Here is a 659-nt window from a genome sequence, read left to right on the forward strand (position 1 = left end):
TTCATTGTAGACAATTTAAATGGAATTGCAAAAACTAGAATTATTAATATGGTAGATTGTAAAATTAATCCGAACGCTGTTCGGACAAAAAAGATCAGCTTCCTTTAAAATGGTGTTTACCACAAACCCATCTTTTAGGAGCTGATCTTTTGTCTAGTATAACCTATTCCGAACGAATTAAAATCGAAACCTTTTGTGAACTAGGGCTGTCCAATATCCAAATGGGCGTTCGGCTGAACCGATCACCGTCAACAATTTCTTATGAATTATCTTGATGTCAACCTTATCAGGCTGAATTAGCACAAACAGATGCCGAATACAAGCGATCACGATGTGGTCGGAAAACTAAGCTGAGCGATGAGTTAAAGCAAAAAATTCTCAACCATTTACGTCTAAGCTGGTCACCAGGAATGATTGCTCACGAATTTAAACTAGCTACTAAATCTATTTATAATTGGCTAAATCAGGAGAGAATTGGTTTCTCCTTGAATGATCTACCTGAACATGGCGTACGCCAACGGCGTAACGTTGACCAACGATCCAAATATAATCAATCTTTGGGGCGATCAATTGAACAGCGTCCCATGATGATTAATCAACGTAATCGCATCGGCGATTTTGAACTAGATACAGTCGTTGGTCCTCGTGGGCATAGTAAG

Annotated in this window: 1 pseudogene; it reads left to right on the forward strand. The window is 38.8% G+C overall.

What is annotated here, in order from left to right:
• Positions 1-149: 149 nt before the first annotated feature.
• Positions 150-659 (forward strand): annotated as a pseudogene (locus tag CBI42_RS11055) (IS30-like element ISLpl1 family transposase); the annotation flags it as partial.

It is taken from the genome of Streptococcus sp. KR (assembly GCF_002238115.1).
In the GTDB taxonomy this organism is placed as follows: Bacteria; Bacillota; Bacilli; order Lactobacillales; family Streptococcaceae; genus Streptococcus.